At 44.6% G+C, this 22,335-nt stretch carries 19 protein-coding genes; 8 read left to right on the top strand and 11 right to left on the bottom strand.

The window, feature by feature from the left end; genetic code table 11:
- Positions 1 to 303: 303 nt before the first annotated feature.
- Entirely contained in the window at positions 304 to 645 is a 342-nt protein-coding gene (locus ABWT76_RS27815) for a DUF3155 domain-containing protein (RefSeq protein ID WP_054469296.1), read from the bottom strand.
- A 490-nt stretch (positions 646 to 1,135) separates the two neighbouring features.
- Between ABWT76_RS27815 and ABWT76_RS27820 the strand changes: the two genes are divergently transcribed.
- Complete coding sequence (locus ABWT76_RS27820) at positions 1,136 to 2,572, top strand: GAF domain-containing sensor histidine kinase (RefSeq protein WP_054469295.1); 1,437 nt, start codon at positions 1,136 to 1,138, stop codon at positions 2,570 to 2,572.
- Between the two features lie 39 nt (positions 2,573 to 2,611).
- On the opposite strand, the gene ABWT76_RS27825 is transcribed toward ABWT76_RS27820, so the two are convergent.
- A complete protein-coding gene (locus ABWT76_RS27825) occupies positions 2,612 to 3,163 on the bottom strand; it encodes a cyclic nucleotide-binding domain-containing protein (RefSeq protein ID WP_054469294.1) in 552 nt (183 codons plus the stop codon).
- A gap of 1,293 nt (positions 3,164 to 4,456) precedes the next feature.
- Between ABWT76_RS27825 and ABWT76_RS27830 the strand changes: the two genes are divergently transcribed.
- Positions 4,457 to 5,863: a 16S rRNA (cytosine(967)-C(5))-methyltransferase gene (locus tag ABWT76_RS27830; RefSeq protein ID WP_190878265.1), complete on the top strand. Its 1,407-nt coding sequence runs from the start codon at positions 4,457 to 4,459 to the stop codon at positions 5,861 to 5,863.
- A gap of 91 nt (positions 5,864 to 5,954) precedes the next feature.
- Here the strand turns inward: ABWT76_RS27830 and psb35 are convergent, their stop codons facing one another.
- From psb35 to chlG, 3 genes are all read right to left on the bottom strand, one after another.
- Positions 5,955 to 6,164 (bottom strand): photosystem II assembly protein Psb35, encoded by a 210-nt coding sequence (gene psb35, locus ABWT76_RS27835; protein ID WP_054469292.1) that lies wholly within the window; start codon positions 6,162 to 6,164, stop codon positions 5,955 to 5,957.
- A 97-nt stretch (positions 6,165 to 6,261) separates the two neighbouring features.
- Complete coding sequence (locus ABWT76_RS27840) at positions 6,262 to 8,361, bottom strand: penicillin-binding protein 1A (RefSeq protein WP_072160898.1); 2,100 nt, start codon at positions 8,359 to 8,361, stop codon at positions 6,262 to 6,264.
- A gap of 623 nt (positions 8,362 to 8,984) precedes the next feature.
- On the bottom strand, positions 8,985 to 10,007 hold the full coding sequence (gene chlG, locus ABWT76_RS27845; protein ID WP_054469291.1) for a chlorophyll synthase ChlG: 1,023 nt from the start codon (positions 10,005 to 10,007) through the stop codon (positions 8,985 to 8,987).
- Between the two features lie 359 nt (positions 10,008 to 10,366).
- Between chlG and ABWT76_RS27850 the strand changes: the two genes are divergently transcribed.
- Both ABWT76_RS27850 and ABWT76_RS27855 read left to right on the top strand, forming a co-directional pair.
- On the top strand, positions 10,367 to 10,810 hold the full coding sequence (locus tag ABWT76_RS27850) for a hypothetical protein (RefSeq protein ID WP_354635280.1): 444 nt from the start codon (positions 10,367 to 10,369) through the stop codon (positions 10,808 to 10,810).
- Positions 10,803 to 10,928, top strand: a complete 126-nt coding sequence (locus ABWT76_RS27855) for a hypothetical protein (RefSeq protein ID WP_354635281.1) — start codon at positions 10,803 to 10,805, stop codon at positions 10,926 to 10,928. Before ABWT76_RS27850 ends, ABWT76_RS27855 begins: the two co-directional genes overlap by 8 nt.
- Before the next feature lie 109 nt (positions 10,929 to 11,037).
- On the opposite strand, the gene uvrB is transcribed toward ABWT76_RS27855, so the two are convergent.
- Positions 11,038 to 13,044, bottom strand: a complete 2,007-nt coding sequence (uvrB, locus tag ABWT76_RS27860; protein WP_354635282.1) for an excinuclease ABC subunit UvrB — start codon at positions 13,042 to 13,044, stop codon at positions 11,038 to 11,040.
- A gap of 502 nt (positions 13,045 to 13,546) precedes the next feature.
- Here uvrB and ABWT76_RS27865 point away from each other — a divergent pair.
- Together ABWT76_RS27865 and ABWT76_RS27870 are read left to right on the top strand one after the other, a co-directional pair.
- Positions 13,547 to 14,719 (top strand): RNA-guided endonuclease TnpB family protein, encoded by a 1,173-nt coding sequence (locus ABWT76_RS27865; protein ID WP_190878259.1) that lies wholly within the window; start codon positions 13,547 to 13,549, stop codon positions 14,717 to 14,719.
- Positions 14,720 to 14,858: 139 nt separating this feature from the next.
- Entirely contained in the window at positions 14,859 to 15,248 is a 390-nt protein-coding gene (locus tag ABWT76_RS27870) for a hypothetical protein (RefSeq protein ID WP_054469287.1), read from the top strand.
- A gap of 310 nt (positions 15,249 to 15,558) precedes the next feature.
- On the opposite strand, the gene wecB is transcribed toward ABWT76_RS27870, so the two are convergent.
- Positions 15,559 to 16,680, bottom strand: coding sequence for a non-hydrolyzing UDP-N-acetylglucosamine 2-epimerase (wecB, locus tag ABWT76_RS27875; protein WP_054469286.1), 1,122 nt, complete (start codon positions 16,678 to 16,680; stop codon positions 15,559 to 15,561).
- Between the two features lie 222 nt (positions 16,681 to 16,902).
- Here wecB and ABWT76_RS27880 point away from each other — a divergent pair, with 222 nt between their 5' ends.
- Together ABWT76_RS27880 and ABWT76_RS27885 are read left to right on the top strand one after the other, a co-directional pair.
- Positions 16,903 to 18,207, top strand: a complete 1,305-nt coding sequence (locus ABWT76_RS27880; protein ID WP_054469285.1) for a type IV pilus twitching motility protein PilT — start codon at positions 16,903 to 16,905, stop codon at positions 18,205 to 18,207.
- A gap of 133 nt (positions 18,208 to 18,340) precedes the next feature.
- Entirely contained in the window at positions 18,341 to 19,138 is a 798-nt protein-coding gene (locus ABWT76_RS27885; protein WP_231636918.1) for a circadian clock KaiB family protein, read from the top strand.
- A gap of 110 nt (positions 19,139 to 19,248) precedes the next feature.
- Here the strand turns inward: ABWT76_RS27885 and ABWT76_RS27890 are convergent, their stop codons facing one another.
- The 4 genes from ABWT76_RS27890 to ABWT76_RS27905 all read right to left on the bottom strand — a co-directional run bounded on the left by ABWT76_RS27890 (position 19,249) and on the right by ABWT76_RS27905 (position 22,307).
- A complete protein-coding gene (locus ABWT76_RS27890) occupies positions 19,249 to 19,911 on the bottom strand; it encodes a hypothetical protein (RefSeq protein WP_054469284.1) in 663 nt (220 codons plus the stop codon).
- A gap of 18 nt (positions 19,912 to 19,929) precedes the next feature.
- Positions 19,930 to 21,354, bottom strand: coding sequence for a nucleoside transporter C-terminal domain-containing protein (locus tag ABWT76_RS27895; protein ID WP_354635283.1), 1,425 nt, complete (start codon positions 21,352 to 21,354; stop codon positions 19,930 to 19,932).
- Positions 21,355 to 21,532: 178 nt separating this feature from the next.
- A complete protein-coding gene (locus ABWT76_RS27900; RefSeq protein ID WP_354635284.1) occupies positions 21,533 to 21,817 on the bottom strand; it encodes a DUF1830 domain-containing protein in 285 nt (94 codons plus the stop codon).
- A gap of 178 nt (positions 21,818 to 21,995) precedes the next feature.
- Complete coding sequence (locus ABWT76_RS27905) at positions 21,996 to 22,307, bottom strand: hypothetical protein (protein ID WP_054469281.1); 312 nt, start codon at positions 22,305 to 22,307, stop codon at positions 21,996 to 21,998.
- Positions 22,308 to 22,335 lie beyond the last annotated feature (28 nt).

A 22,335-nucleotide genomic window follows, 5' to 3' on the forward strand; every position in this document is an offset into this window, starting at 1 on the left:
AAAAAACCCAAAAAATATGCGATCGCGACTCTTTTCAGAATGTTTAACTCAAGACAATCAAGACAATTTGCCCCGATATTCTGAGTATTTGCTCATCAGAAAACCGTACCGCTTTTTATCTGAGCAATGATCCATCGCTTGGCCGAACATCTCTAATTGCCCCATTGAGCAAAAATACTAGATTATTCAATCAATAAATAGCCCCAGTCAAACCTTTGGGGTTGATTGGGGCTAGTACAGTATAAAAAGCTCTAACCTAAATTTTCATCAGTACCAGCAGAGCGCGGTCTCTGCCGGGATTTTTCATACAGCTTTTGCTTTTAGTTCTGAGCGGGTGTTAACAGATGTGAGAGAATTATCTGTATGTACTTCGATGGATTTAAGGCTAGGGAATAAAAAGTGATTTTCTTCCACATATTGTGCCCCAAACAAACCTTTTTCTGCCCAGAAGTATCGATCAGTGGTGTGTTCATTTCTTTTTACTAGCAATAAAGCGGGGGGCGTAATCCCTTCTGCTTTAATGTATTTGCGGGCAGCCGTTACGGGCTTATCTTCTCCACTTTCGATACTATATTGAGGCACCTGTTCGAGAATTCTACGCCCCTCTTGGCGACGACGGCTTTTCCGCTTACGTCTCCTAGCCAATCTCGTTACCTCCTATTTCAGCCAACGGTTGTAGTGATAGTTACAAAAACCTAGGAGATTATATCGTTTTTAGCTAGAAAAGTCAACAGTTTTTAATTTGGAAATACAAAACCTGTAAACGCTATGCTACGGTTCGATAATGGACTAAATTTATAAAATATAGCCAATAAATGGTGATTTTTTTTACAAAAATACATAAATTTAAAGATTTTGTTACAAATTTTTAATCAGTAAAAACACTTAAGTCATTAGGTCAAAGGATATCTGCTCTGGTTGTGTTATTTGTTGTTATTTGTTATTTGTTATTTATTGTTTATTAGTCATTTGTTCATTATTCGGCAGGCGGCCTAACAAACAACCAACAACCAAAAATCAACAAATAACAAATAGCAAATAACAAATAGCAAATAACAAATAACAAAAATAATTAGATGAATTACAGATAGTCTGATAAGATACTAGAGATTGGGAAGAGTAAAGTTTTGTGCTCATGTTCATGCCTGCCAGTTCTGAATTTGTGACACTCTGCCGATCGCAAATGACTTTATTAAGTCAAGTTTTGGGAGCGGCATTGAGTGTGGTGTATTTAACCGAGGAACTGGCGGAAGGAGAACAGGCCAAACTGATTCCCGTTGTGGCCTATCCTGACAGTGATGTGGTTTGGCAACAAGATCAAGAGATGGGTTTGTTGCCGGTTCAACCTTTGACTAAACAACCGATTCGCGGGTTACTTAGCGCCGGCAAATCCCCGGAATTGTCGCGATCGCTGCCAGCAGAAGAGTCGATGGAAGAGTTTTTAGCGGATGCGGATGACACCTCTTATGGGCAGAATCAAGCCGAAAACGCCACTCCAACTCGGCAGTTAGTTTTGCCTTTAATTCACGATGGGATTGTAATTGGTTTGTTGGTGACAACTCGACGCGATCGCCCTTGGCAACCCCGCGAAGTGAGTCAGATTTCCCGAATTGCCGATACATTGGCGATCGCCCGGATTTTGGATCAACGGGGGGGCTGGTTAGAAAATCAGCTACGGCAAAAACAAATGATTCAATCTCAACAACAGGATCTCCTAGATAATTTACTGCATCAACTCCGCAGCCCCCTGACCGCTTTACGCACCTTTGGTAAATTGTTACTCAAGCGTTTTACCGCCGAAGATCCCAATCGCCAAATCGCCGCGAATATCCTCCGAGAAAGCGATCGGGTGCAAGAATTCCTGACTCTTATGGATCGGATGATTGACCTAAATCATCCAGAACCGATTCATCCGTTAGAACTGGTTGGTGAGCCTGAAAAAATTCAGAAAAATGCCAAAACTTCCCCAGGGAGTAGTTCCGGGATGTTGCGGTTATTACCTCCGAGTCCGATCGCCTCCTGTTCTGTAGCGGCAGTGCTTAAACCGTTGCTAGTTTCCGCAGAGGCGATCGCCGCCGACAAAAACATCTCTTGTCACCTCGACTTACCGGAAAACTTGCCATCGGTTCGGGCAAATCCGCAAGCTTTGCGGGAAGTGTTAAGTAATTTAATCGATAATGCGGTGAAATATACCGCCCCCGGTGGCCATATCTATATTCAAGTGAATCTTCCAGATCGACAAACTGACTCCAGCAAAACTCAGTCTCAGGGGTCATCCTCGCTCATGGCGATCGCGATTAGCGATACGGGGCCGGGAATTCCTGAACAGGATTTAGACCATTTATTTGAAAGACATTATCGCGGAGTCCAAGCCAACGGCAACATCCCCGGGACAGGATTAGGATTGGCGATCGTTCAAGACCTTCTTAACGAAATGCAGGCAGATATTGAAGTATTTAGCCCTGCCGCGACCCAGTGGCTACCAGCCAACCGTTTACCCACCCCAGATCCGGGCACCACTTTTGTGATTTGGCTAACCACCGAAACCCCAGAAACGAAAAAAACACCCTGAAAAAATATCATCTTTAGCAGAATTAGAGATTAGACTAATCTAGACCAATGTTGAACCTTGTTTAATCCCTTGAATCAATCGCTCAAATTTAGCCTTGGCCATTTCCCAGTTAGCTCCTCCCATCACATCCTCTGCATCATCCAAAGCGTTATTTTGGGGTTCGGAAGATTCCTTCATGCTAAAACTCTGGAAAGTGCCGCGTAATCGGTAGGAGAGAAACTTAGTAATTGCTTGGTAAAAGCGCAAAGCAAACAGCACATCTTCCTCTAGTTTTTGGCTCAATTTTTTTTGATTAATTGCTAAAACTAAAGAATTTTCAATGGCTTTCACCGTAGCGGACGGGGGGCTACCATCCACAAAAGACATTTCTCCCAAAACTTCCCCACAGACAATTTTAGCCACTTCCCGGTTGCCTAACCCGGCCACGGAAACCGTCAAAATGCCATCTAGGACAATGTACAAAGCATCAAGGGGCAGTCCTTCGTGAATCAATACAGTGCCTTTGGTGACTTCTTGGACTTGCCCATGAGTCAATAGCCAGTCAATATCCCGCGTACTCAATTCACTCAGGATAAATAAAACTTTTTTCATAATCACTTGCTCTCACAAGTTGAATGGGTTGACGATCGCTATTTCAAACCTATTTATATCATACACTGCCGCATCTCACCCTAGCCACTAGCTGCTGAATTGTGGTTTTATCTGAGCAAGACAATTTCCCTGAAAATTTAATTATTTAATTAGACAATTCTGGTAAAATTCTCAAAACCAGAGTGGCGCTGGATCGGAGGGTTGGGGGGATCTACGTCGGTATTTTGCCAGAATTGTCTATTGTTTAATTTAGTTTTATAGTCATTTTAAATGTGCGATTCGTTTCCCTCCAAAGTGGAAGCAAAACGGCTGAAACGTTTTTTTGGTGTGGGTTTGAGGAACGAAGAGTCTAAGCCGATGAACGGCTCCACAAACCCTTATAACTGTGGTGAAAGTTGTCCAATAAGGAGGAAAATACCCGGATTTCCTAGAATTATAATTACATTCCAGGGGTAATAGGCAACCGCCCCACTGCTGAGACTCACCATCAAAAGTTGTGAAGCGGGTTTATTGGTGGTAACTCTTAACACGATAGGGAATCCCCGAAGATCCAATTAGGGTTAGGCGTGGGTTAGCGCAAGCAAACGCCCGTCCTGAACCCTCTCTAATAATAAGTAGCGAAACTGGTTGATCTGCTGCGTTCAAAATGAACATGGGGAATAAATGAGTAATTATTTGATTAACCGACAAAAGTCAAAGTAAGTAGTAAACAATGCTTTGATACTGAAGTCCTAAAAGTACCCAGGGGCATAGGGTGAACCATTAGCTAATTAAACCCGAAACCACGGAACGAAGTATCCCCCTCTTGGCTCTCAAAGCAATTTGAGTAGTGATAAGTGTAAGGGCAAACCTTTGTGGGGGTCAGATGTATCTAGAAGCAAAAGACTGGGGTAATAATGCCTGGTATATGCAGACGGAATACGGCGGTAAAGTTAGTCTTAACATGGTTTACCTGAATACGTTATCAGCCACCCGCAAGGGTAGGAATAAATTAAAACATTCATTGTGCGTACAGTGAGCGAAAGCTGAGTAGGTAATTGCCCCCACAATGCATATGAATGCAATACATCGAACGACCCGAACCGAGCCATCAAGGCGGCATCGTCCAACGGGTCAAAGTGAGAAGAATATGCCAAACGGGATAGTGCAAGCTACCCTAGTAGGAGCCAAGTAAAGCGAGTAACGCCCGGAGCGACAGGGCGGTGAAAGTGGCACGTTGCGTTCTGAATGGTAGGTAGGGAAAGCGATTTCCCTATTGACCCCTAATCGTAAGTCTTAATTATGAGATGAAAAATGCAAAATTCTCGTCAGATAGCGTTTCTAATACTTCGAGATATCCATCGTCGAGGTGCTTTTGCGGATGTGGCTTTGGATAAGTGGCTGCGTCAGGTTCAGATCGAATCCAAGGCTGAAGAAATAAAATCCGATCGCGCAGAGTCTCGGAACGAGAATCGCGCTTTGGTGACCGAACTGGTTTATGGCTGTGTCAGAAGGATGCGATCGCTGGATGCGTTGATTGATTTATTGGCTAAAAAGCCTGCGGACAAACAACCCCCGGATTTGCGGATTATTCTGCATATAGGATTCTATCAACTGCGATATTTAAATCAAATTTCCGCAGCTACGGCGGTGGATACTACGGTGGAATTGGCAAAAACAAATGGGATGTCAGGATTAACCGGGGTAGTTAATGGTTTACTTCGGCAGTATCTTCGGCAGGCCGAAGCTGGTACGATTGAAGATGGACTGATCAAAGCCAGTGGCGATAGTTCTATTCCAGGAAAACATTTGGGAATTATCCATAGTTATCCTGACTGGATTGTGAATAATTGGTTAGAACAATTAGGATTAGAAGAAACTGAGCAACTTTGTGAATGGTTTAATCAATCACCCACCATTGATTTGCGGGTTAATCCATTGCGAAGTTCCGTGGATCAAGTGGAAACGGCATTACAAGATGGAGGAGTTAAGGTTAGTCGTTTGCCTGCTTTGCCCCAAGGATTAAGATTAACCGGAAAAGTGGGAGCGATCGCTGCTCTCCCCGGATATGAACAAGGCTGGTGGACTATCCAAGATAGTAGTGCTCAATTAGTCACTTATTTATTAGATCCTCAACCAGATAGCGTAGTAATTGATGCTTGTGCTGCCCCTGGAGGCAAAACCACCCATATTGCAGAGTTAATGGGAGATAAAGGCACAATTTGGGCGTGCGATCGCACCCCTTCTCGACTGAAAAAAGTCAAAGAAAATGCTCATAGATTACAACTCAAATCGATTCAAACTATTACTGGGGATAGTCGCAAATTATCTCAATTTAAAGAAACCGCTGATTTTGTGCTTTTAGATGCCCCTTGTTCGGGATTAGGCACCCTACATCGCCGTGCGGATATTCGGTGGAGACAAACCCCAGAAAATATTCAAGAAATTTGTCAATTACAAAGGGAACTTTTAGAGCAAGTTTGCCAATGGGTCAAACCAGGGGGCATTTTAGTTTATTCCACTTGTACTCTTTATTCTCCTGAAAATGAAGAGGCGATCGCCGATTTCTTATCTCAACACCATGACTGGCAAATTGAACTACCAAAAGCAGGCAATCCTGCGGCAGAATTTATCACTCCTGAAGGGTGGATAAAAGTTTGGCCTCATCGTCATATAATGGATGGATTTTTTATGGTGAGATTAAGAAAAACTACCCAATAAACTGCCAAAATAGACCAAAATAAAATTGACGGTTTGTAAGGGCGAATAGCCATTCGCCCCTACCGTCAAGAAAATCTCAATTCAGAGATATTTAACTATCTTTTTGGTCGTTTTTCTCAGTGTTTAAGTCAGGGATAATATTAGGACGTTCCGCATTTTCCCAGCCGGGAGGACGCTTGGAGTTATACCAGGCGATCGAACCAATCGTCACCGCTGCAATAAATCCCACTACATAAACAGCGACAAATTCTACGGGAAAATTTGTGGCTGGATTAGCCCCAACCTCGATCAGTATATTCATGCAATTAATGCACGGCGATTGATCGCCGTACCTCCTAACTTAAGAATCAACAATTTCCAATCTTAAAGAAATATTAACCGATCGCGATCGACTTTACTTACTCATAGCCCTGTGGGTATTCATAGTCATTCGTCACCGAAACATTCTCAACTTTTTGGGCATTATCCGGGGTGGTATCGCCGTAAATCACAGAATTAGGCTGTACGGGTTGGGCTTTGATGGTGGGTTCCCGTCCTTCCCAGCTTGGCACTTCAGGAAAGTTTGCCACAGGAATGTCTTCACGTACCTTATTCATAAATTCCCCCCAAGTGAATGCCGCTGTGCCGCTACTGCCCCAAGTGGGATAGCTGTCATCGTTGCCCAACCAAACCCCAGCCACAAGTTGAGGAATATAGCCAATAAACCAGAGGTCACGGGCTTCATCAGAGGTGCCAGTTTTTCCTGCAACCGGGCGATCGCGCAGTTGGGCAGGGCCGCCAGTACCCGCATTAACCACTGATTCCAACATCCAAGTGACAATGGCAGCACTATCACGATCTACCGCTTGTTTGGGAGCGAACTTAGGCTCATAAATCACCTCCCCTCGGCGATCGCGCACTCGGACAATTCCGTGGGGTGGGATATATTTACCTTCTGCCGCTAAGGTGCCGTAAGCACTGGTTAACTCCAAGAGGTTGACTTCGGAACCGCCCAAGGCTAAAGAATAGATGGGTTCAAGTTTTGATTTAATCCCCATTGCATTAGCCAATTTAATGGTAGGTTCAAAACCCACCTCCATTAAGACTTTTACCGCTACCACATTGGTAGAGGAAGTCAGGGCATCCCGCATGGTGATCCAACCGCGATATTTGCCGTCATAGTTCTTGGGTTTGTAGCCATCAACAGTAAAGTTGGCGTCTTCATAGCCATCGGTGGGATAAAACCCAGCCGCGATCGCCGCAGTATAAACCAACCCTTTAAAAGTCGAACCGGGTTGACGTTGAGCTTGAGTGACGCGATTAAACTCGCTTTCTTTGAAACTGCGTCCTCCCACCATTGCCTTAATTTCTCCGGTGACAGGTTCGATCGCCACAAATGCCGCTTGCTCAAATCCTTGGGCATAGCCATCGATTTCCACCGTCTCGCGAATAGTTTGTTCGGCAATTTTCTGCCATTTCGGATTAACCGTGGTTTCCACCGTCAGCCCTCCGAGTTCCAGAGCTTCTGATGAGATATATTTGGGTAATTCTTTTTGAATATAAGAGGTAAAATACGGCGCCTCCACATAAAGCCGTTTCGGAGAACTGGCTTTAATCGCCAAGGGTTCCGCTTTTGCCTGAGATGCCTTTTCAGGAGTAATAAATCCTAACTCAGCCATTGAATCCAAGACTAAATTACGTCGTTCTTTGCTCAGGTCTTGATTCACCAAAGGAGAATAGACACTAGGGGCTGGAGGTAAACCGGCAATCAAGGCCATTTCTGGTAAGGTCAACTGATCTACGGACTTACTGAAATAAACCCAAGCGGCATCTGCTACCCCATAAGCGCCTGAACCTAAATAAACATTATTGAGGTAGCTTTCTAAGATATCTTGTTTGCTGATATGTTTTTCCAGTTTCCAGGACAGCAGGGCTTCCCGCAGTTTCCGCCATACAGTCTGTTCTTGAGTCAGAAAGACCACTCTGGCTAACTGTTGGGTGATGGTACTGGCTCCTTGGACAACACCCCCCGCTTTTAGGTTAGAAAACATGGCTCGGAAAATTCCTTGGTAATCGATGCCATTGTGCTGGTAAAAGCGGCGGTCTTCTGAAGCGATAAAGGCATCAATCTGGAGTTGAGGAATCTTTTCAATGTCGAGTTTTTCTCGCGTGGCAGGGCCTAATTGTTGGAGTATGGTGCCATCAGCGGCTTTGATGGTGACGGTGCCATCCCGGACAAAGCTGAAGACTTCACTCACATCGGGCAATGTGCTGTTTAAGTACCATAAGCCAAAGCCGGCGGTTCCTACACCCCCTGTCACCGCGATCGCACCCACGGTATAGACCCAAAATGACACAGTGCGATACCGGGGTTTGCCATCTTTAGTGGTTAACAATGGTTTTAAGACAACAGCCCATTTGCGTATTTGATTCGCCGTTGACTTTTCTTCGGCAGGATTGGTCTGTTCCTCGGTTTGCGGCTGATTATTTTCAGGATTTTCACTTTCTGAACTAAGCATTGTTGCCGCAACGTCATTGTCGAGCTTTTGATCTGATTGATCTGATTGATCTGATTGATTATCCCAGGTGGTTAAATCGACATTTTCCGGAGGGCGAACGGCTTCTGGGGTCGATGTTGCTGGGGATAATTCCGTTTGGGGATCCACAGCAGCATCAACCGCAGCATCAATGGGGCGATCGCCTGCTTCGACAGGAGAAGATGCCATAACACCATTGGCAGCCTCTAATTTGTCATCGATCGAGGGTAATTCGGGACTCAAGGCATCATCCTTAGATTCAGACATCCTGACTTTATGAGAGATTTTGGGAAATTTAGCAAAAAAATTGGCCACGTCAACTCCTCAAACACCACCACGACTAAGAAAGACTAGGATCCTGCTAGACGGGATCGCTTGCTCGCAAAAAGAAAAATCATTGAGATAGATTTAATAATGTTTTAGCCGAAACAGTGATGTTTCGGCTAACTTGAAGTATAAACGATCAAAAATCTAACCGTAAGAATACCGCTTTTCTCATCCGTATAAGATACAAAATTTTTTGAATTTCCCATATAAGCGGGCATCAAAGCTTTGGATCTGTATCTGATGAGTCGGATAATTGCTAGAAAATTTCAGGAAATCAGTTAGATCACCTGATGACCGATCGCCAATGCAGTCACCAACATCCCCAAAACCAAAAAGGGTTGGGCACTAGCTTGATATTTCACGTCATTTTCCAGGGGGTTGCGTAAGAAGTACATATCCTGGAAAGTAATTTGCGGGATCACTAATAGGATCAATATGACCGCATAAAGGTTTTGATGAATACTGAGTAAGTATCCGGCAATCCCCAGTTGGAATACATCAATCATTAGTACACAAATCCAGGCTGCAGTTCCTACCCCAAACATAACGGGCAAAGATTTTAAGCCCAGTTGGCGATCGCCTTCCACACTTTTAAAATCATTGACGATCGCAATACCTAATCCCGCCAGACTATAGATTAAGGTGATGATCATAATCTTGGCATCAATTGTGCCAAACAGGGCTTGACCTGCCCACCAAGGTAAGGCAATATAACTCGCACCCAAAGCATAGTTACCCAACCAGCCATTTTTCTTTAATTTCAACGGTGGGGCTGAGTAAATATAGGACAAGAAAGAACCGCCCAAGGCTAAAACCGTAATGGTGGGAAACTCATGGTTTGCCCAAACATCTAAACCATAAGCCACCCCAATACCCGCAAGTAGCAACACCAGAATCTGGGTGACAACCTGGGGAACGGAGATCGCCCCAGAGGGAATGGGACGATAGGGTTCGTTAATCGCATCTAAGTCGCGATCATAAAAATCATTAATGGTTTGAGTATAGCCAGCCAACAGAGGGCCAGACATCAACATACAAGCGGCGGCAATTAATATATGTTCTAATTTCCATTCATAGTTGCCGGAAGCGGCGGCCCCGCAAACCACCCCCCAAATCAGCGGGATCCAGGTGATTGGTTTCATCAGTTGCAGCCGAATTTTCCAAATCGATGTTTCTTTAACATCAGCGCCTTTCATCCCTAACATTTGCCGCGTTTTGGCGCTGCGTTTGGATGTGGGGTCAGGGGGTGCGGGATTAGATGCGTTAGTAGGATTGGACTCAGGTGCAGGCTGGTTGCTCATAATATGACGATTAGACTGTACAACTTATAATGATTAATTTAAGGCATGATGAGCGATCGACTTCAGATTCAGAAACCGATGCTTCGTTTTTTAGCCAACCGGACGTAGTAGCAAATTTATACCCCATCCTCCCAAACCCCGATCGCTGCTCCCCGAACCAGACCAACGCAAAACAAAAGTGCGGTCTTGGGGGTTTCCCCAAGTAGAGCAACATTGTACTCGTCAAACTCCGCGATCGCCGATTGCGGTTCCCCACACTCCTTCGTTTTACGCCCGGTTACAATGACAGGTTTTACGCCCGGTTACAATGACATTGGTAGGTATTGCGAACGAACCATATTAAAAGAGGAATATTTCAGATGCTAGACCAGACAATATCAAAAACAAATTTTTTGTTTCCCACAAAAAATCTACAAGCAATTGCCAAATTGTCTCAATTATTTAATTCAGAAAATCCGGCAACAAAATTAATCCTAAAAAATGGAGAAAAATTGATAATAACTGAAGATATTCATAGCTTTTTACACAAAATATTTCAAGAAATTGAATCTGGTAATATTCTTCATTTTTTACCAGCAAATTATCAAATTACAACAGATATGGCCGCCAATATTTTGCAAATATCTCAGGCTGAATTATTGCAGCTTATAGAATCAAAAGTGATTCCGGCGATGCATCTGGAGGCAGCATCGATAATTTCTCTACAGGATTTACTAGATTACAAAATTAAACGCGATGAACAAAGGGAAATCCTGTTAGATGAAATCATGGAAATTAGTCAAGAAGCAGGTTTTTATGAGTAAAGCAGATATTACACAAAGCGCTCAAAATGAAGAGATATCTGTTGTCTCAATTGTACTTGAGATAATCAATCAGGGGCGCAAGCATTGCGCCCCTACAATATTTTTTGATTTGCTGTAGGGGCGGCGCAATGCTTGCGCCCTTGCGCGGGGCAACCACCGCCACGGAAAAGCCCCTACGATCGCCCCTGATTCCTTCTCTCAAGCACAATTGAAATAACTATATTCCGCTAAATTTTATGTCCCACCAGCCTTTCTCTCAATAACTTAATGCGATCGCGCAACTGAGCCGCTTGCTCAAATTCCAAAGCCTTCGCCGCTTGTTTCATCTCACTTTCTAACTGAGTAATTAACTGGGGAATTTCCTCTAAAGGCAACTGTTCAATTAACGGTAAATCCTCACGGTTTTTACCATCCGTATGCAACCGCCGAGAAATTTCCAAAAACGATAAAATTGCATTACTCGAAGTTTTCACAATCGACCGGGGCGTAATGCCGTGTTTTTGATTATACTCCAATTGAATTTGGCGGCGACGTTCCGTTTCACTAATGGCTTTAGCCATACTCTCTGTCAGATTATCCGCATATAAAATCGCTTGTCCTTGCACATGACGGGCTGCCCGACCAATCGTTTGAATCAAAGAACGTTCTGCCCGCAAAAATCCCTCCTTATCCGCATCTAAAATAGCCACCAAAGAAACTTCCGGTAAATCCAAACCTTCTCGTAATAAATTCACCCCAATCAAAACATCAAATTCGCCCTGACGCAATGCTTGGATAATTTCAATTCGCTCAATAGATTTCACATCGGAATGCAGATAACGCACTCGCACCCCTTGGTCTTGGAAATATTCCGTCAAATCTTCCGCCATGCGTTTAGTTAAAGTAGTCACCAGTACCCGTTCTTTGCGGTCAATTCGCTGGTTAATTTCTCCTAATAAATCATCCACTTGTCCCTTACTTGGTCTGACAAATAACTCTGGATCTACCACCCCAGTCGGGCGAATAATTTGCTCGACAATTTCCCCTTGAGATTCTTCGATTTCCCAATCTCCTGGAGTCGCTGAGACAAAAATACATTGACTAACTTTTTGCCAAAACTCCTCCGCTTTTAAAGGGCGATTATCCGCCGCACTGGGTAAGCGAAATCCATGCTCAATTAACACTTGTTTGCGGGATCGATCTCCATGATACATCCCCCGAATTTGCGGCACCGTAACATGAGATTCATCCACCACTAATAACCAGTCGGAGGGAAAGTAATCAATTAAACATTCTGGGGGTTCCCCTGGGTTTCTACCGGCTAAATGCCGAGAATAGTTTTCTACCCCATTACAATATCCCACTTCCGACAGCATTTCTAAATCATAGCGAGTGCGCTGTTCTAAGCGTTGCGCTTCTAAAAGTTTGCCCGCTTTTTCTAATTCAACCAATCGATTTTCTAATTCAGTTTTAATATCTTGACAAGCGGCTTCTAGTTGGTCTTGCGGGGTGACAAAGTGACGGGCTGGATAGATATTTAAACTATCTAAACTTTGGATAATTGCCCCTGTCACCGGGTCTATATAGCGAATGGCATCAATTTCATCGCCAAAAAATTCAACGCGAATAATGCGGTCTTCGTAAGCAGGGCCAATTTCTAAAACATCTCCTTTAACCCGGAAACGTCCCCGCCCTAAATCCAGGTCATTTCTCATATATTGGAGGGTGGCTAATTCCCGCAGCAATTGCCGTTGATCTAGTTCTTCTCCTACGGATAAAGGAATCGCCGCTTTGAGATATTCGGCGGGAATTCCTAACCCATAAATACAGCTAATTGAAGCGACGACAATTACATCCCGGCGTTCAAATAATGACCGGGTGGCTGAATGGCGCAACATATCAATTTCATCGTTGATGGATGCACTTTTTTCAATATAAGTATCGCTGACCGGGATATAGGCTTCTGGTTGATAATAGTCGTAGTAAGAAATAAAGTATTCAACCGCATTGTGAGGGAAAAAATTTCTAAATTCGTTGCAAAGTTGGGCGGCTAAGGTTTTATTATGGGCTAGGACTAAGGTGGGTTTGCCAATTTTTTCAATGGTTTTGGCAATGGTGTAAGTTTTGCCGGTGCCCGTGGCGCCCAGGAGCGTTTGGCGGCGTTTTCCTCCTTGCAAATTGGCAATCAGTTGCGCGATCGCCTTTGGTTGGTCGCCAGTGGGTTGAAATGGGGCTTCGAGACAAAAGTTTTTCATTGTTTCTCAGAACTATTGACAAATTGCTTAATATATGTATTAACTTCAGGGATATATTAGCCAAGGCAAAAAAAACCGAGTTGGCGGCTTTTTGTTGGCAATTTTGGGGCAAATTCAGCCCGAAAAAACCCGGTTTCTCTGATTGGGATTATATTAACTTTTCTTAAGAGAGCGATCGCATATTTTTATTCCCATCATCTAGATTCTCTATGTATAACAGACCGATGAAACTATGTTTTCCCCAGGCAAAAACCGCCTCCCTTGAAATTAAGCGGGCATCGAGGGGAAATTCTCAGGGCAAAGATAATTGTGGAGCGATCGCCAGCAAACATAACAGCTATCTGATTTGCAGGCATTCCCCTTTGGGGCGAAAGTTTAACTAATGGTGGGGGTGTGGGGGAGGCAATAAATCCCGCGTTCCAGTGGGGTCAACATCGGGATACATGGACATCCCCCACATTTTATGCTAGAGTTAACTTAACATGAATTCATTTTCTTACAAATGGTCAAGGCAACAAAGTACCGACTCTATCCAACCCCAGAACAAGCGTTACATTTTCGACGCTCGTTTGGCTGTTGTCGGTTCGCTTGGAATTATGCCTTGAATCAAGTCAAAGAAACTTACAAGAATACAGGTAAAGGGCTGAGTCGTTTTGCGATTCAAAAAGCCATTACAGACTTAAAAAAAGAGCATGAATGGTTATTAGAGCCTTATTCCCAATGCCTACAAGTTGTTGCTCTTAATTTATCTAGAGCATTTATTAACTTCTTTGAACGTCGAGCTAAGTATCCTAAGTTCAAATCCAAACGAGGGCATCAATCCATTAGTTACCCTCAAAACGTCAAAGTCCTAGACAGAAGCATCAAGTTCCCCAAAATAGGAGAAGTTCCTGCTGTTATTCATAGAGACTTAGAAGGGACAGTCAAAACCGTAACAGTGTCTATGAACAGTAAGGGACAATATTTTGCTTCTGTTTTGGTAGACGACGGAAAAGAATCTCCTGAGCTATCTACTGAAGGGAAAGCGATAGGGATTGATTTGGGGATGAACCATTTCGCAGTCACCAGCGACGGTTCAAAATTTGCCAATCCACGATGGTTAGAAAAGCATGAGCGCAACTTAAAACGGAAGCAAAAGCGTTTATCGCGCCGCCAAAAAGAGTCTAATAATCGTGAAAAAACCAGACGGCAGGTAGCTGCTATCCATAACAAAATAGCTCGTTGCAGAGAGGATTTTCACCATAAACTATCGCGCAGGATAGTAGACGAAAACCAAGTCATTTTGGTAGAAAATCTGGCTGTACAAAATCTGAGGCAAAATCATTGCCTAGCCAAGTCCATTGGACAAGTAGGCTGGGGGCAATTTTGCACCATGTTAAAGTACAAGCCAGAATGGGAAGGGAAAGTTTATCTGGAAGTTGACAGATTTTTCCCATCTTCTAAAACCTGCAACGTATGCTTAAATAGGGTTGACAGCCTTCCCCTAGATGTTCGTTTTTGGCAGTGCCATAGTTGCGGTACAAAACATGATCGTGACATCAACGCTGCCATCAATATTCGAGATGAAGGACTGCGCATTTTGACCTCTGGAACGGGGGATTCCGCCTATTGTCAAACTGTAAGACGAGGCAGTAAAGGACGGAAGTCTTCTACTGTCTCGCAGGTTTCTGGATAGGAAGCCCACGCCGTAATCTTTGATTCGGCGTGGGTAGTTCACTAATGTAAGCGTGTTATCACAAGCTGAATCCTGTTGTTATTTTAGGGTTCTCCTTGATTGCTAACGGCGTCACAAATCGAATCGAGAGGAATAGACCGTGACCACCAGCACTGAGGAAGCTAAAGGGACAAGCAAAACCAGCAGCCCTGAAGAAAAAAAGACTGTAAAGAAAACTGAGGAAAAAACCATTAACGAGAATCCAGCAGAAACCAAAACATCCGCAGCCATTCAGGTAGCCATACCGAAAATGGTGTTTGCCAACCGCCCGGTCACTCCAAGTAGTTTAGTAGTGGTTGATACCTTCAACCAAGCAGGGATTCGCCCAATTGGCGCCGGAAGCCTCAAAGTTCAAGATACGATGTTTGCTTCCGGGACTCGACCGATTACCTCGAGCACCCTGCACATTACTGGGATGCTGACCGCCCTTCGCCCGATCGCATCCAATATTATTGATGATTATGAAGTCCTGATGGGCTATTTAGATTAAGTCTTGTTTTTTCGATCATCTCATGCCTGTTGAACTCACCCCTGGAGGCATTATTGGCTCAGAAACCAGGGAAAACGTGAGACGACAGGCTTTTATTTGGCTCAAATACCCGAAATTTTACCCAGCTATATTCATGGGGAGCGGGGGAGCGGGGGTGCAGGGGTGCAGGGGGGATATTTTTCTCCTCATCTCCTCTGCCCCTCTGCTCCTGAAACTCCTCTGCCGACGGCGGTCTCCTCTGCTCCTGAAGCTCCTCTGCCCCTCATCCCCTCCGCTCCCCTACACCGATGGCGGTCCCAGACCCTACACCCTAAGAGTCTAAACCGAAATAATCACTAACAATTTGCAAAATCCGCTCACTTGCATGACCATCCCCAAACGGATTTACGGCCTTGGCCATTTTCTCATAAGCCGCCGTGTCACTGAGTAGCTCACTGGCAGCCGCTAGAATCCCCCCTGGTTCAGTCCCCACCAGCTTGGAAGTTCCCGCCTCAACCGCTTCTGGCCGTTCCGTAGTTTCTCGCAACACCAACACCGGCTTACCCAAAGCGGGAGCTTCTTCTTGCAATCCACCAGAATCACTCAATAACAAATAACAGCGCTGCATCGCCCCAACTAACTGACCATAATCCAGGGGTTCGGTTAAAAAAACCCTAGGATGATCTCCTAAGATCCCTTGCAAAGGTTCCCGTACCGTGGGATTGCGATGTAATGGCAACAACAACGCAGTATCGGGAAATTTCTCTAAAATTTGGCAAAATCCTTGGGCAATTCCTTGCAGGGGTTCGCCCCAATTTTCCCGGCGATGAACCGTAGCTAACAATACCCGGTATTTATGCCAGTCCAACCCCTCAACGGGACAATCAGGTTGTCCCTGGGCAACGGTCAGCAACGCATCAATCACCGTATTGCCGGTTTGGTGAATCGCCCCAGCAATCCCAGAACGTTGGAGATTTACCACCGATTGGGTGGTGGGGGCAAAATTAAGCTGGGCGATCTGGGAAATTAAACGTCGGTTGGCTTCTTCGGGATAGGGATTAAATAAATGATCCGTTCTTAACCCGGCTTCCACATGACCCACGGGGATTTGTTGATAAAATGCCGCCAAAGCCGCAGCAAACGCAGTGGTTGTATCCCCTTGCACCAAAACCAGTTGGGGTTTTTCCTGAGTAAACAACTCTTCGAGTCCTTTTAAACTCCGACAGGTAATATCCGTCAGGGTTTGTTTGGGCTGCATAATCTTCAGATCCGAGTCAGCGGCTAAATCAAATAGTTGCATCACTTGATCCACCATTTCCCGATGCTGCCCGGTTAAGACCACCTGAGTGGTAAAAGCTGGCGATCGCTGAAACAAGCTAATCACGGGAGCCAGTTTAATCGCTTCCGGGCGAGTTCCCAGGGTAATACAAATCTTAATCGGGGATTTTGACATATGAATAAACTCACCAGTAAATATTGAAACCGTTAAAATTCTGACAGATCGTCTAAAATTCTGAGAAACGTCACAAAAAAGCCAAATCAAATTTAGTGTAAACAGTCAACGGCTTGACCGTCTGACAATGACCCTAAATTTTTTAATTAATTCATCCATCTGGAAACAGATCGGTGAAAATATTGCTATCCGATGTCTGTATCGTCAACTTAGGAGCCTGTTATGACATCAAAGCGCCCAGCACCACCCCCGCCCCCCGCCGGACGCCCGCCCGTACCGCCGCCGCCGATGGCGGGTCGGCCTCCATCTCCTCCCACTGCTGGGCCTCCCCCCACCGCGCCCCCTGCAAAACCACCGGCGCCCAGCGTACCCGCCCCCCCCGCCCCCGCCCCGGCAGCCGCCCGCCCGCCTCAAGCTAGTCAACCGGCAGCCCCGGCAACTCCGGCAAGTTCGGGTCTTGGTCCGGGACAGCCAACCTTGAGAGATATTATCTGGCGAGCCAATGAAGAAGGGATTTCTGACGTTCACCTTGGTGTAAACGAGCTTCCCCGGTTTCGTAAACGCGGTGAAATTACTGACGCTGGTTATCCCGTAACCGATTTGAATACCTTTATGTCCTGGTTGCGGGAATGCATGACCCCAGAGGAAATTCAACAATTCCAACAAAACTTGGACTTTGACGGGGTGTTTGACTTTGGGTTTGTGCGGATCCGGATCAGTGCCTTTGACTCCTTAGCCGGTCCTGCGGTGGTATTCCGACTGATTGCGGCGAAAATATTGACGATGGAGCAGTTGAGCTTACCGCCAGTGTTTAAAAAAGTCTGTCACTACCACAAGGGGCTGATTTTGGTGACGGGACCGACGGGTTCAGGCAAGTCTACCACGATGGCGGCAATGATTGACTACATTAATAAGGAGTTTGCCCATCACATTATCACCATTGAAGACCCGGTAGAATTCGTCCATGAGAGTAAAAAGTCGCTGATTAAGCACCGGGAAGTCGGACGACATACGCTGAAATTTATGAACGCCCTGAAAGGGGCGCTGCGACAAGACCCGGACATGATGCTGGTGGGAGAAATTCGGGACGCGGAAGCGATGCAAATTGCTCTCAAAGCGGCTTCTACAGGTCACTTGGTGGCGGGAACCCTGCACACTAACAGTGCCGTGGGAACCTTGACTCGGATTTTGGATATGTTTCCCCCAGAAGAAAAACCTCCCTTGAGAAAATCAATTTCCGAATCTCTGGTGGCAATTATTGCCCAGCTACTCTGTAAAACTGCGGATGGGAAACGGGCTGCGTTTCACGACATCTTAATTAATACCGACGTGATTAAGGAATACATCGTCAAAGAACAGTATGAGGAAATTCAACAAATAATGCTGAAAGATACTTTTGAAGGTATGACGACGATGAACCGATCGCTTTATGAGCTTTATCAAGCCGGTAAAATTACTGAAGAAATTGCCTTAGAACAGTCTCCCACTCCTAACGAAATGGGTCAAATGTTGCGGGGTCGGATCTAAGTGCATGATGCTGGCAAGTCCCTGGAAGTTTTGGCGGAATGTCAGACTTCCAGACTTTCTCGATAGGGTTGAGTTTTTCTATTTCACTTTTTATTACTTTTCACACACTTTTCACAGATTTATCGAGAATCCATTGACTACGAAAAAAACTACAGAAATTCCGAAATCCTTTAAAGGAATTGCCCTATTTACTCCTGGAGGAGATGTCATTTATTGTATCGATGCTAATAAACAAGGTAGATGGCATCTGCATTTATGTGCCGCTTTGCAAGAATATCTGGGCTTATCTGAACCTCCACATTTCTTGGTTCCAGGTTATACAGCAACCGTTGATCGATGGCTCGATCCGCGCACGCAGCAAGTTAAAGTTTTTGCGGAGGCTTATCCCCCGGTAATTCGTCATCAAGGATTACTTAATCTTTTATTTGATACGGGTGATTTAGTTTGGGCTTGTTCTCATTGGCCTGAAGATTTATTTTATCCAATGGTATTGGGTAAGTATCATCAAAAATTCCCGATTCTTTGGCAAACTCACCAGTTTATTTTTCGCTGCGACCCTCCGGAAAATTTTCTCAGTTTTGCCTCTAACAACTCAGCGGATAAATCGGGTAAAGTTTCTATTATTGTATCGGCAAATCAAGAGTCCCTTCAAGAATCAACCCAAGAATATGTATTTCATTTATTTGTATCCGGTCGGTCGGCGATTACCCAGCGAACTATGGAAATTTTGCATCAAATTTTAGAAGATTCTTTGGGGATGACTTACACTTTAAAAGTTATTGATATTTCCCGGCATCCAGAACAAACAGAAATTTATCAAATTACTGCTACTCCGACTTTGGTAAAAATTTGGCCATTGCCGATGAGAAAAATTGTGGGTGATTTAGAAAATTTGGATAAACTGAGACAAGTTTTATCCACTTTTAGGTAATCTAATCAGGACTTACGCTTTCTAATGGGGTTTTTACCAGCCCTTGTCGGAGCAATTCACGAATCGCCGTTTTATAATTTTGGCGTAAGTCCTGAAGTGGGTTCCCTATTTTAAAGTGATTTAAGAGAATCCGATAATGTGCCGATCGCACTAGGAATATTGTCCTTGGCATCTTCGGTGGCTGACACCAGTAACATGATAATTTGATCTTGATTCTGTCGCACCAAGATTTCACCTGTTATCGGCTGTTTATTTTTGCCAATGGTGAGGCTACCTGTCCAGGGAATTAAAATTTCTCCGGGGGATAATATTTTTAACTGATTTGGTTGAAATCCTTCTCCCCGTTGAAACTGATTGCTGGCCATTTGTGCCAATGCTTCATTGGTGAATGATTCGGTGGTAATTTTGGCTTGCACAACTACGGTATAAGCCAGATTTCCATCCGGTGATTCGATTAATGGTGCATCGGCGATTCGCGAAGGCGATCCGCTTTGCGGAATCGCGCTAACTTTGTAGTTTTCCAGAATTCCCACTTCAAATCGACCCTGGGGATCTTTGTACGGTGCCTCACTCAGTGGCAGGGTCGGGGCTGAGAGGGTTGCCGCAGGCGGGTTGGAAGTGGTAGCTGGGGCTACGGAAACTCCGGGGGACGCAGGTGCTGCTGCCCTAAAAAAATTTTGAACTGCTGAGGTAGAGGGCTCTACGGTGCTAAAAATCAGCAGCATGGAAGTGATCCAAGCTAAACCGATAAACCACAATTGTTTTCGTTTCATATTCTCCACTCCGATATTTTATCTGCCCAAAATCGATGCACTATCGCCGAAGAAGAAAACCCCCGCAATACATCCGGTCATTAAGGTGGCTAATGTGGCAGCCCATAAGGATATCCAACCCAGAGAACTGATTTCATTGCGCCGAGAGGGGACTAGACTGGCCAAACCGCCGACGAAAATCCCATAGGAAGGAATGTGGGCAAAGCCACAAAGCACATAGCTGACAATCAACATGGCGCGATCGCTAATGAGTTGTTGTGAATTCAGTCGGGCGAGTTCAATATAAGGCGGAATTGAAGTTTGCAGCACCCGTTGGCCAATTAACACCGAAGCTTGCCAAATTTCTGGGGGATTTAAGGAAACCCCAGTTAACAAAGTTAAGGGGAAAAATAACACCCCGAAAATATTGTTCAGAGTCACCAAAGAGAATAAGTTGCCGATCGTTTGCCAAGGACCAAAAGAACTTTGGGAAAGACCCGCTAAACTACCAAACATATTATTCAGCAGTGCCACCAACCCAATAATCGCAATTAACACCGCAGCAATCCCGGTGGCCATGTTCACTCCATCGAGGGCGCCTAAAATTAAGCTGTCCATTGGGCTGGGTTTCTCTTTAGTTTCATCCTCTGGTTCTTCGGGAATGGTGCCCAATGTTTTGGGTTCTCCTTTTTCCGGCACCAGGATTTTGGCGATGACAAAGCAAGCGGGAATGGTTAAGATTGACGCGGACATCATGTGGGCGGTGATGTTGGGAAAGGTGCCGCGCAAATAACTCGCATAAAGTCCCAACACCGTGGAGGCGATCGAGCCAAAACAACTGGTTAAAATGGCACAGAGTTCACTCCGAGTCATATCGACCAAAAATGGCTTGACGGCGATCATCGATTCAATCCCCACGAAGATATTCGCTGCCCCGGATAACGATTCTGCTCCACTAATTCCCAGGGTGGCACGAAAGATCGTGGCAAATAACTTGACGATCGGTTGAATGATGCCCAAACGGTATAACAAACTGACGATCGCCGAGAAGAAAATCACCTGGGGCAATGCCCGAAACGCGAAAATATAACCAAAGTCCAGAAAGTTGTTGCCTAGGCGATCGCCCGGAACTGCCACATAAGGATTTTGTAATGCCCTAGTAATCCAGCGTCCGGCGGCTCCAGGCCCCACGGATTCCATCTTGGGCACAATCAAGTCCCCAAACAGAAACCGAGCCCCGGTATCAGCCGCGTCAATTAAGGCATTAAACAAATCGCCCAAATTGGCGATTAGATTGCGGGTGATGGGGACTTGAAACACCAACAACCCCAGCACCAATTGCAGAGCAATACCCCAAACAATCACTTTGATTGGTAATGCTTTGCGATCTTCGCTTCCCAGCCATGCCACGAAGCAAAGCGCAAAAATTCCCAGAAAGGAAATTAAATTTAAGGTTAAATTCATCGATCTAGTAGTCTCCTACTGGAAACACTCCCTCATCTATCTAAAAAAAGTAACCCACTATGGGTTACATCTTCACTATTGAAGCAGATATAAAGGGATTACAAGGCGATCGCATCAAATTTTCCTGACGAATACAGCAAGCGAATCAGCGTTTTTGCTCTTGTTTTCGGTTAAACGCTCATTGCACCGTGCTTAGATTATCGATTCCCTTAACATTGTCTTCGTTTAAAACCTGCAAAGTTTGACAACTAATCTTGTCTACTAAATCGGTGCCGGTAAATGTTTGGCGATGAACTTCTAAAAAAGAATTGGGAAAAGCCTCAAAAAACAATCTTTGCTTAGGAAAAACTACTCTTTCATAGTGTTTTTTCGCTAGGTTTTTCACTGTGATAATTTGTAGTTCACTACTAGGATTAAAATAGTAGCAAAGAATTTTTTGATTATAGGCATTTTGCATATTCATACAATGACTATCCCCTTGTTAATTAGCCTCTATTAATGAATTTATTACCCTCGTAAAATTACCTAAAAAGTATAATAAAAAGAGGGTTTTGCGTATTTGAAAAACGTGAAAACTTGGCATATGGTCTAACAGATGATATTAAAGTCATAGAGCGATCGCGGGTCAGATTGCAATTCAGTCAATCACTCAATTTATTGAATTGGTGTCCTTGCAATCTGAATTTAATGGCTGCGTGTGCATAGTCCTCAATCAGTAAGCGCAATTCTAGCGATCTATAAGGCAATCTTTGAAACGAGGATTTTTCACGTTTTTGCAACAATCGATTTGACAAGATTTTTTCAGTCACATCGGTGATGACTTCTTGTCTAAAATCACGTAAATTTTGATTAGATTTACAACACTCTGGATAGGATGCTAAAGCATTTTCAACCTCTTCAATAACGATTTGATAGCTGATTTTATCCAGGCATTTTTCGGTAATTTGATACATAATTCAAGGTTAAACTGACGATGACAAT

This window comes from Planktothricoides raciborskii GIHE-MW2, from assembly GCF_040564635.1.
Classification (GTDB): Bacteria; Cyanobacteriota; Cyanobacteriia; order Cyanobacteriales; family Laspinemataceae; genus Planktothricoides; species Planktothricoides raciborskii.

Coding starts and splice junctions, on each gene's coding strand:
- ABWT76_RS27905 (WP_054469281.1), bottom strand. CDS start 22,307: ATGTATCAAATTACCGAAAAATGCCTGGATAAAATCAGCTATCAAATC.
- ABWT76_RS27895 (WP_354635283.1), bottom strand. CDS start 21,354: ATGAATTTAACCTTAAATTTAATTTCCTTTCTGGGAATTTTTGCGCTT.
- chlG (WP_054469291.1), bottom strand. CDS start 10,007: ATGAGCAACCAGCCTGCACCTGAGTCCAATCCTACTAACGCATCTAAT.
- ABWT76_RS27890 (WP_054469284.1), bottom strand. CDS start 19,911: ATGAAACGAAAACAATTGTGGTTTATCGGTTTAGCTTGGATCACTTCC.
- ABWT76_RS27900 (WP_354635284.1), bottom strand. CDS start 21,817: ATGAATATGCAAAATGCCTATAATCAAAAAATTCTTTGCTACTATTTT.
- uvrB (WP_354635282.1), bottom strand. CDS start 13,044: ATGAAAAACTTTTGTCTCGAAGCCCCATTTCAACCCACTGGCGACCAA.
- ABWT76_RS27880 (WP_054469285.1), top strand. CDS start 16,903: ATGACATCAAAGCGCCCAGCACCACCCCCGCCCCCCGCCGGACGCCCG.
- ABWT76_RS27825 (WP_054469294.1), bottom strand. CDS start 3,163: ATGAAAAAAGTTTTATTTATCCTGAGTGAATTGAGTACGCGGGATATT.
- ABWT76_RS27820 (WP_054469295.1), top strand. CDS start 1,136: ATGTTCATGCCTGCCAGTTCTGAATTTGTGACACTCTGCCGATCGCAA.
- ABWT76_RS27865 (WP_190878259.1), top strand. CDS start 13,547: ATGGTCAAGGCAACAAAGTACCGACTCTATCCAACCCCAGAACAAGCG.
- ABWT76_RS27840 (WP_072160898.1), bottom strand. CDS start 8,361: ATGCTTAGTTCAGAAAGTGAAAATCCTGAAAATAATCAGCCGCAAACC.
- psb35 (WP_054469292.1), bottom strand. CDS start 6,164: ATGAATATACTGATCGAGGTTGGGGCTAATCCAGCCACAAATTTTCCC.
- wecB (WP_054469286.1), bottom strand. CDS start 16,680: ATGTCAAAATCCCCGATTAAGATTTGTATTACCCTGGGAACTCGCCCG.
- ABWT76_RS27850 (WP_354635280.1), top strand. CDS start 10,367: ATGCTAGACCAGACAATATCAAAAACAAATTTTTTGTTTCCCACAAAA.
- ABWT76_RS27855 (WP_354635281.1), top strand. CDS start 10,803: ATGAGTAAAGCAGATATTACACAAAGCGCTCAAAATGAAGAGATATCT.
- ABWT76_RS27830 (WP_190878265.1), top strand. CDS start 4,457: ATGCAAAATTCTCGTCAGATAGCGTTTCTAATACTTCGAGATATCCAT.